9 protein-coding genes and 1 pseudogene are annotated in these 8,048 nt (G+C 70.0%); 8 read left to right on the forward strand and 2 right to left on the reverse strand.

Annotated elements, in window-relative coordinates; translation table 11 throughout:
* Positions 1-661: DUF6065 family protein (locus Q0C81_RS12505; RefSeq protein ID WP_291838289.1), on the reverse strand; the 661-nt coding region annotated here is incomplete at its 3' end.
* Between the two features lie 50 nt (positions 662-711).
* Here Q0C81_RS12505 and Q0C81_RS12510 point away from each other — a divergent pair.
* The 6 genes from Q0C81_RS12510 to Q0C81_RS12535 all read left to right on the forward strand — a co-directional run bounded on the left by Q0C81_RS12510 (position 712) and on the right by Q0C81_RS12535 (position 6,109).
* The gene (locus tag Q0C81_RS12510) at positions 712-1,242 is read left to right on the forward strand and encodes a prolyl-tRNA synthetase associated domain-containing protein (RefSeq protein ID WP_291838293.1); all 531 of its coding nucleotides are present in this window, start codon (positions 712-714) and stop codon (positions 1,240-1,242) included.
* 58 nt (positions 1,243-1,300) lie between these two features.
* Entirely contained in the window at positions 1,301-2,077 is a 777-nt protein-coding gene (locus tag Q0C81_RS12515) for a hypothetical protein (RefSeq protein ID WP_291838295.1), read from the forward strand.
* A 74-nt stretch (positions 2,078-2,151) separates the two neighbouring features.
* The gene (purH, locus tag Q0C81_RS12520; RefSeq protein WP_291838297.1) at positions 2,152-3,756 is read left to right on the forward strand and encodes a bifunctional phosphoribosylaminoimidazolecarboxamide formyltransferase/IMP cyclohydrolase; all 1,605 of its coding nucleotides are present in this window, start codon (positions 2,152-2,154) and stop codon (positions 3,754-3,756) included.
* A 174-nt stretch (positions 3,757-3,930) separates the two neighbouring features.
* Positions 3,931-4,683 (forward strand): dienelactone hydrolase family protein, encoded by a 753-nt coding sequence (locus Q0C81_RS12525; RefSeq protein WP_291838300.1) that lies wholly within the window; start codon positions 3,931-3,933, stop codon positions 4,681-4,683.
* Positions 4,684-4,749: 66 nt separating this feature from the next.
* Positions 4,750-5,214, forward strand: a complete 465-nt coding sequence (locus tag Q0C81_RS12530; RefSeq protein ID WP_291838301.1) for an Rrf2 family transcriptional regulator — start codon at positions 4,750-4,752, stop codon at positions 5,212-5,214.
* Positions 5,192-6,109 (forward strand): NAD(P)/FAD-dependent oxidoreductase, encoded by a 918-nt coding sequence (locus Q0C81_RS12535; RefSeq protein WP_291838304.1) that lies wholly within the window; start codon positions 5,192-5,194, stop codon positions 6,107-6,109. The genes Q0C81_RS12530 and Q0C81_RS12535 overlap by 23 nt, the downstream gene beginning before the upstream one ends.
* On the opposite strand, the gene Q0C81_RS12540 is transcribed toward Q0C81_RS12535, so the two are convergent.
* Complete coding sequence (locus tag Q0C81_RS12540; protein ID WP_291838307.1) at positions 6,106-6,573, reverse strand: OsmC family protein; 468 nt, start codon at positions 6,571-6,573, stop codon at positions 6,106-6,108. The two genes, Q0C81_RS12535 and Q0C81_RS12540, sit on opposite strands and share 4 nt — an antisense overlap.
* Positions 6,574-6,674: 101 nt before the next feature.
* On the opposite strand from Q0C81_RS12540, the gene rpe reads away from it, so the two are divergent.
* Together rpe and Q0C81_RS12550 are read left to right on the forward strand one after the other, a co-directional pair.
* Complete coding sequence (gene rpe / locus Q0C81_RS12545; protein WP_291838312.1) at positions 6,675-7,334, forward strand: ribulose-phosphate 3-epimerase; 660 nt, start codon at positions 6,675-6,677, stop codon at positions 7,332-7,334.
* Positions 7,331-8,048, forward strand: a pseudogene (locus tag Q0C81_RS12550) (heparinase); the annotation flags it as partial. The gene rpe and the pseudogene Q0C81_RS12550, both read left to right, overlap by 4 nt.

Raw genomic sequence — 8,048 nt, forward strand, 5'->3', positions numbered from 1 at the left:
CCTTGAAGTAGAAGCGCTGCCACGCCTCCTTGGCCGCGTCGGGATCGCCCGAGGCGAGGCGGTGGTTGAAGTCGCTGCGCGCCTTCAGCCAGGCGTCGTACTGGCCCTTCATGGTCGGATTGGACTCCAGCGTCCGGATCACCGGCTGGAAGGCCTCGACCTTGCGGTGCTCGACCGGGGTGATGAAGCAGAAGGGCTCGCCCTTCTCGAACCTGATCTTGCCCGGGCGGGTGAAGGCCCAGTTCATGGTGAAGGGGAAGGGCAGCCAGTCGGTCTCGATCAGGCCGACCAGCGGCTGGATGCCGTCCTTCACATGGTTGGGCGCGCCCCCCGCCAGCATCCCCCAGCCCGGCGGCGTGCGGAACAGATACTGCGGATGCAGGGTCAGGATGCCGCGCGTGAAGTGGGAGGTGACGAAATGGGCCACGTTCGGCGTCGTCCGCTCGGGCGTGATGACGATGTCGGCCTGGGTCGGCCCGCCGTTCCACTCGGCCGTGAAGCCGAACGGGCACAGGATCTCCCAGCCCGTGGTGTTGGCCATGTTCAGCGGCAGGCAGCGGTAGGGATGCCGGCTGGCGAAGGCGTCCATCCAGTCCCGCGACACCCGGCCGGGCACCAGGTCCGGCGGCTGCGGCGCCATCGGGTAGCATTCCAGTTCCACAGGCGGTCTCCGGCGGGTAAGCGAAAGCGTCCCTCTCCTAACGACGCCTCATGACCGAAGACAACCCGAACCCGCCCGAACCGCTTTTCAACCGTGACCGCCTGCTGGCGTGGATGGCCGAGCACGGGATCGAACAGGTCACCCATGACCATCCGGCCGTCTTCCGCGTCGAGGAGGGGCTGGAGCTCAAGGCGGCCATGCCCGGAGCCCACACCAAGAACCTGTTCCTCAAGGACAAGAAGGGGAAGCTGTGGCTGATCTCGGCCCGGCAGGACACGGTCATCGACCTGAAGCGCGCGCCCAGGACCATAGGCTCTGACCGGCTGTCCTTCGGCAATGAGGGCCTGCTCTACAAGACCCTGGGCCTGCGCCCCGGCTCGGTCACGGCGCTGGGACTTATCAACGACCCCGACCACCGCGTCACCTTCGTCCTCGACAAGGCCTTGTGGGACGCGCGCGTCGTCAACTTCCACCCGCTGACGAACACGGCGACGACGGCGATCGCGCAGGACGAGTTTCGGCGGTTCCTGGAGCGGCTGGGACGGGCGCCGATCGTGGTCGATTTTTCGACGCTTTCCTGAGCCGACATACGGTCGAGCTTGGGAGAGCGCGATGGGGTGGTGGAGAGGTCCGAGTTGGATGGCGGGCGGCTTGGTGCTCGGCGCCGCATTGATGGCAGGACTATCGACCTGCCTTCCCCCGGCGAGCATTTTGCAGCGCCTCCCCGAGCCGATGCTCGCGCGAGCGCTCATGGCGGGCTCAGCCTCCTCCATCGTGACAAGCAGGCGGTACCCCGACGCTATCATGCTGTATGCGCGGCCGGTCCCAATAAACGAGACCCTGTGCCGGGTCGTCCAGTACGGATTCGCGTTGCAAGACTCCGGCGGGTTCCCGCAGGCGCCGCCCAGCGTTTTCGAATCCTACGCGATTGTGGGTGCGCCAGATATTTCAACGACTTCGGTTCTCAGCCCGGCGGCCCCTGCGCCGGCAGGAGAGGAGTTCATTTCAGCAAAAGCCAAGAAGGCCTGCTCTGACTATCGTGACTTCGATCATCTCGTCACCGGCAGCAGCCTTGAGATCGCTCAGGCCCTGTTACTGCTCGAAACCGCGCGATGGGACGTCATCAAGGACCGCGCCGCCTTCTCTGTTGAATGTCGAGACGAGGCTCACGGCGGTACCCCCGCATCTTGCGACGGGCGGGCCTATCTGCGCGATCTTGATCTGAAACAGATCACCGGGGTCTCCAGCAGCTCCGGCCCCGACCAAAACGGAGATGCCGAGGTAAGCTACTGGATCCAGGTCCAATATCGGATTCACGGACATCCCATCGTCACCGACCTCCGCATCTCGACCCTCCGCCTGCACGAAGCTGACTCCCGCATCGCTGCTATCACGATCAACCGGGACGCCTATTGAACCCCTGACTTTCCGTCCGTGCCCGTGCTAGAGCCCCGCGCGTCTCCCCGACCCCTCAGCATACGGACGCCGCCATGCCCGCCGCTCCCGACTTTCCCCCCGCGCCGGACCGCGTGGCGCCGAAGCGCGCCCTGATCTCGCTCAGCGACAAGACCGGACTGGAGGACGCCGCGCGCGCCCTGCACGGTCTGGGCGTCGAACTGGTCTCGACCGGCGGCACCCGCGCCGCCATCGCCGGGTTCGGCCTGCCGGTGAAGGACGTGGCGGATCTGACCGGCTTCCCCGAGATGATGGACGGCCGGGTCAAGACCCTGCACCCCGTGGTCCACGGCGGCCTGCTGGGCGTCCGCGACGAGCCCAGCCACGCGGCGGCCATGGCCGAGCACGGCATCGGCGGCATCGATATCGCCTGGATCGACCTCTATCCCTTCGAGGCCACGGTCGCCTCGGGCGGCGGTTTCGAGGCCGCGGTCGAGAACATCGACATCGGCGGCCCGGCCATGATCCGCTCGGCGTCCAAGAACCACGGCTATGTCGCCGTCTGCGTCGACAAGGACGCGGTGGACCAGGTCCTGGCCGCGCTGAAGGCCGACGGCGTCACGACGCTGGAGCTGCGCAAGCGCCTGGCCGCCCGCGCCTTCGCCCGCACCGCCGCCTATGACGCCGCCGTCTCGGGCTGGTTCGCCGGCCAGGTCGGCGACGAAGCCCCGGCCCGCAAATCGATCTCGGGCTCCCTCGCCCAGACCCTGCGCTACGGCGAGAACCCGCACCAGACGGGCGCCTTCTACCGCACCGGCGAGGCCCGCCCCGGCGTCGCCCACGCCACCCAGATCCAGGGCAAGGAGCTGGGCTACAACAACATCGCCGACGCCGACGCCGCCTATGAGCTGGTGGCCGAGTTCGAGGCCCCGGCCTGCGTCATCGTCAAGCACGCCAACCCCTGCGGCGTCGCCGTCGGCAAGGATCTGTCCGAAGCCTACGCCCGCGCGCTGGAATGCGACGCCGTCTCCGCCTTCGGCGGCGTGATCGCGGTCAACCGCCCGCTGAACGGCGACGACGCACGCGCCATCACCGGCATCTTCACCGAGGTCGTGATCGCCCCCGGCGCTGATGACGAAGCCCGCGAGGTCTTCGCGGCCAAGAAGAACCTGCGCCTGCTGATCACCGACGGTCTTCCGGATCCGCACGGCCCGGGCGAGGTGTTCCGTTCGGTCGCCGGCGGCTTCCTGGTGCAGGGCCGCGACCGCAGCCTGATCCGGCCCTCGGACCTGAAGATCGTCACGCGCCGCCAGCCGACGCCGACCGAGATCCAGGACATGCTGTTCGCCTTCACGGTGGCCAAGCACGTCAAGTCCAACGCCATCGTCTACGCCAAGGACGGCCAGACCGCCGGCATCGGCGCCGGCCAGATGAACCGCCGGGACTCGGCCCGCATCGCCGCCATCCGGGCGCGCGAAGCCGGCGAGGCCAAGGGCCTGGCCCATTCGCTGGCCGAGGGCTCGGCCTGTGCGTCGGAAGCCTTCTTCCCCTTCGCCGACGGCCTGCTGGAAGCGGTCGCGGCGGGCGCCACGGCGGTGATCCAGCCGGGCGGCTCGATGCGCGACGCCGAGGTCATCGCCGCCGCCGACGAAAAGGGCATCGCCATGGCCTTCACGGGCGTACGGGTGTTCAGGCACTAGCGCCATCTGCGGCAGGCAGGGCGCCCAGCTAGTGATTAGTGGTTAGTGATTAGTGGTTCGATGTCGCGAGCGCCGGCGGTTCCGAACCTCGCGCCGGAGGCTGATCCAGCCACCCACCAATCACTAACCACTAATCACTTCGACGCACCGGCGCTTCCCGCTAAGCTCCCGTCCATGGACACCCTCGCCGCCCGCTGGACGATGCTCGAACCCGGCGTGGCCGTGGTCGGACCCGAGGATGACCGGCCGCGCCCGGCGGTGATCCTGTTCCATGGCTGCGGCGGCCTGCGCGACCACCTGCCGCGCTATGCCGAAGCCGCCAGGGCCGCGGGCTGGCGCGCCTTCATCGTCGACTCCTACGGCCCGCGCGGCTGGAGTCGCGAACGGGCCCTGATGACGGTCTGCACCGGACTGACCCTGCGCGGCGACAAGCGCGCCGGAGACGTCCTGGCCGCACTGGACGGCGTGTCCCGCAGGCGGGACGTGGATGCCTCGCGCGTCGCCCTGGCCGGCTGGAGCCACGGCGGCTGGGGCATCATGGAGGCGATGAGCTCGGAGCGGCATGACCGTATGCTGGGCCTGGCCGACCCCGGCGCGGTCAGCCTGGACGGGGTCCGCGCCGTCTATCTCGCCTACCCCTATATCGGCGTCGCCGCCCTCAACCGCATGCGGCCGTGGAAGCACTGCCCCAAGACCCTCGCCGTCATCTCCCGCGGCGACCACCTGACCACCGTGCGCAACGCCGAGACCGTCCACGCCATGGTTCGCAACTGCGGCGCGGACGTGGAGACCTGGATCGCCGAGGGCACCCACGCCTTCGACGAGCCCGGCGCGGCCAAGCCGATGCGCTACCACCCCGAGCTGGCCGATGAGGCCGTGCGACGCTTCGTCGCCCTGCTGGAAGACGTGGCGGTCGCCCCCGCCTGATCCGGTTTCCGGAATTATCGCGCGCCGCCCTTGACGATCAGCCCATCACGTAACAATTGAAGTTACATGAAACGGGATTCACGACTCTCCGGCGTCCTGCACGCCCTGCTGCACATGGGAGACGCCGACGCGCCGATGACCTCGGATGCGCTCGCTGTCTGTCTGCAGACCAACCCCGTCGTCGTCCGACGCACCATGGCCGGGCTGCGCGAAGGCGGTCTTGTCACCTCGGAGCGTGGGCATGGCGGCGGCTGGCGGCTGGCGCGGCCCCTGTCGGGCATCACCCTGCGCGACGTGCACACGGCGTTGGGAGAACCGGCCCTGACCCCGGAAGCGCCGCCGGTCGAAAGCCACGGCTGTCTGGTCGAGGCGGCGGTCAATCGCTCGCTGGAGGCCGCCTACGCCGAGGCCCGGGCCCTCATCGAGGCCCGGCTGGCGCATATCACCCTCGCCGACCTGGCCGCGGATTTCGCCGACCGGAAGGCCCAGCTCAACACCGGAGGCTCCCGTGGATCCGACCATGCCGCATGACGCCATCATCATCGGCGGCTCGTACGCCGGACTGAATGCGGCGATGCAGCTGGCCCGCGCCCGGCGGCGCGTGCTGGTCATCGACGACAATCGCCCGCGCAACCGCTTCGCCGCCCGCGCCCACGGCGTCATGGGCCGCGACGGCGTGCCGGGCTCCGAGATCGCCGCCGAGGCCCGCGCCCAGGTCTCCGCCTATCCCACCGCCGCCTTCCGGCGCGGCGAAGTCGTGAACGCGCGTAAGGGCCGTTGCGGCTTCGAGGTCGATCTGGCTGACGGCGCACGGGTCACGGGCCGACGGCTGATGCTGGCCTATGGCGTCCAGGACATCCTGCCCGATCTTCCCGGGGTGAAGGAGCGCTGGGGGCGGACCGTCCTGCATTGCCCCTACTGCCACGGCTATGAGATCGGCGGCGGTCCGATCGGCGTGCTCGGCGCCGGTCCGATGTCGGTCCACCAGGCCGTCATGGTCGCCGAATGGGGGCAGGTCGTCCTGTTCCTGGACGGAAAGCTGGAGCCCGACGCCGATCAGTCGCGGATGCTGGCGCGGCGCGGCGTCACCGTCGAAGCCACGCCGGTGGCCGCGCTGGAGGGCGAAGGCCCGGCGCTGGACGGCGCGAGGCTGGCGGACGGACGGCTGGTTCCGCTGAAGGCGGTCTTCGTCGGCCCGCGCCTGCGCCTGAACGGCGACCTCGCCCAAGCCCTGGGCTGCGAGATCGAGGACACGCCCGTCGGCCAGATGATCCGCACCGACGAGATGAAGCAGACCACCGTCCCGGGCGTTTTCGCCGCCGGGGATGCGGCGCGCGTCATGTCGAACGTCACCCTGGCCGCCGCCGACGGCGTCATGGCCGGCATCGCCCTGCACCGCTCCCTGATCGAGGAAGATGCTGCTTAGGCCGGTTGCGGCTCCACCGTCACCGGCGCCCGGATCGAGTTGGCGACGTAGCAGTGCTCATGCGAGCGATGGTGCAGGTCGGCGATCGCCGCAGCATCCGGTCGCTTGTCGCCCGAGAAGGCCACCGCGGGCCTCAGGGTCACCGCGGTGATCGAGACCTTGCCGCGCTCGTCCCGCCCCATCACGCCCACGGCCTGATCCAGATAGCGGTCGACCACGAAGCCGTCCTTCGCCGCATAGGCGAGGAAGAACAGCATGTGACAACTGGACACGGCGGCCACCAGCGCCTCCTCCGGATCCACGGCGGCGGGATCGGACAGGGGGACCGGCACGCTGCCCGGGGCCGACGAGCCCCGCACCACCGCCCCGCCGTCGAAGCGCCAGTCGTGGGCGCGGGCGTATTTGTTGTCGAGGAAGGGCTGGTCTCCCCGGACCCATTCGACGGTGGCGACGTATTCACTCATGGCGGGCTCCCCGGCTGTGATGACCAAACCGTGTAGCACGGTTGCGCGCGTGAACCCGGCGCCCGGCTTGCCCGCGCCCGCGACCCGCCTTATCCGGGGGCATGGCCGCCCCCCTTATCTGCCCCTCCATCCTCGCCAGCGACTTCTCGAAGCTGGGCGAGGAGGTCCGCGCGCTGGACGCCGCGGGCGCCGACTGGATCCATATCGACGTGATGGACGGGCATTTCGTGCCCAACATCACCCTGGGCCCCGACATCGTGAAGGCCATCCGGCCGCACACGAAGAAGACCTTCGACGTGCACCTGATGGTCGCCCCCGTGGATCCCTGGCTGGACGCCTATCGGGACGCGGGCGCCGACATTCTGACCGTCCACCCGGAAAGCGGGCCACACCTGCACCGCACCCTTGGCCGCATCCGCCAGCTGGGCGCCAAGGCCGGCGTCGTTCTGAACCCCGGCACCCCCCTGACGATCCTGGAAGAGGTGGTGGAGCTGGTCGATCTGGTCCTGCTGATGTCGGTCAATCCGGGGTTCGGCGGCCAGTCCTTCATCCCGACCACCCTGCGCAAGATCGAGAAGGCCCGCGCCCTGCTGGACGCCGCCGGATCGCAGGCGCACCTGCAGGTCGACGGCGGAGTGACCAGCGCCAACGCCGCCGCCTGCGTCGCCGCCGGGGCCGACGCCCTCGTGGCCGGCTCGTTCGTGTTCAAGGGCGGCCCCGACGCCTACGCCGCCAACATCCAGGCCCTGAAGTCCGCGTGAGCCCCCTGGGACCCTTCGCCCCGCCGGAAGGCGACGGACCTGCGCCCGGCGAGATCCCGGGCCTGCGCGGCGCGCCCGTCCGCACACCGGTGCGCGCGACCGGCGCCAGCACCGGCCCGGCCCTGTGGCCCGCCATCGCCGGACGCCTGCTGAGCCGCCAGCTGTGGATCGAGGCTTACGGCCTGCCCGGCTACGCCCTGACGCTGAGGGGCCGCACCGCCCAGAGCTTCGCCTCCACCCCCCGCGACTTCCGCCCGGTCGATCCGGCCGTCGGCAAGGGCGTCCTGGGCGGTCGTTTCGTCCTCGCCGGCTCAAGCCTCGAAGCCCCGGAGCCCGAGGATCCGTTCAACCGCCCCAGCCCGACCCGCGCCTTCGCCGTCGATCTGCACGCCTTCGCCTGGCTGCCGTCGCTGATGACCCAGGGCGAGCGCGGCGCGCGCGAGGCCCTGCGGCTGACCCTGATCTGGGCCGAGGTCTTCGTCCGCTGGTCGCCCTTCGCCTGGGATCCCGACATCCTGGCCCGCCGCGCGGTCAACCTGGCCTGCGCCGCCCGGCGCATGGGACAGGTCGCCACCGAGGCCGAGCGGCTGAAGCTGGCCGATGTGCTGGGCCGTCAGGGCCGCCAGCTGCTGCGCCCGCCCGGCGGGGTCGCCACCCGCGCTGAACGCCTGACCGCCGCCGCCCTGATCGGCTGCGTCCTGGCCGGCGCGCCGG

The sequence above is a fragment of the Brevundimonas sp. genome, assembly GCF_023259385.1.
Taxonomy (GTDB): Bacteria; Pseudomonadota; Alphaproteobacteria; order Caulobacterales; family Caulobacteraceae; genus Brevundimonas.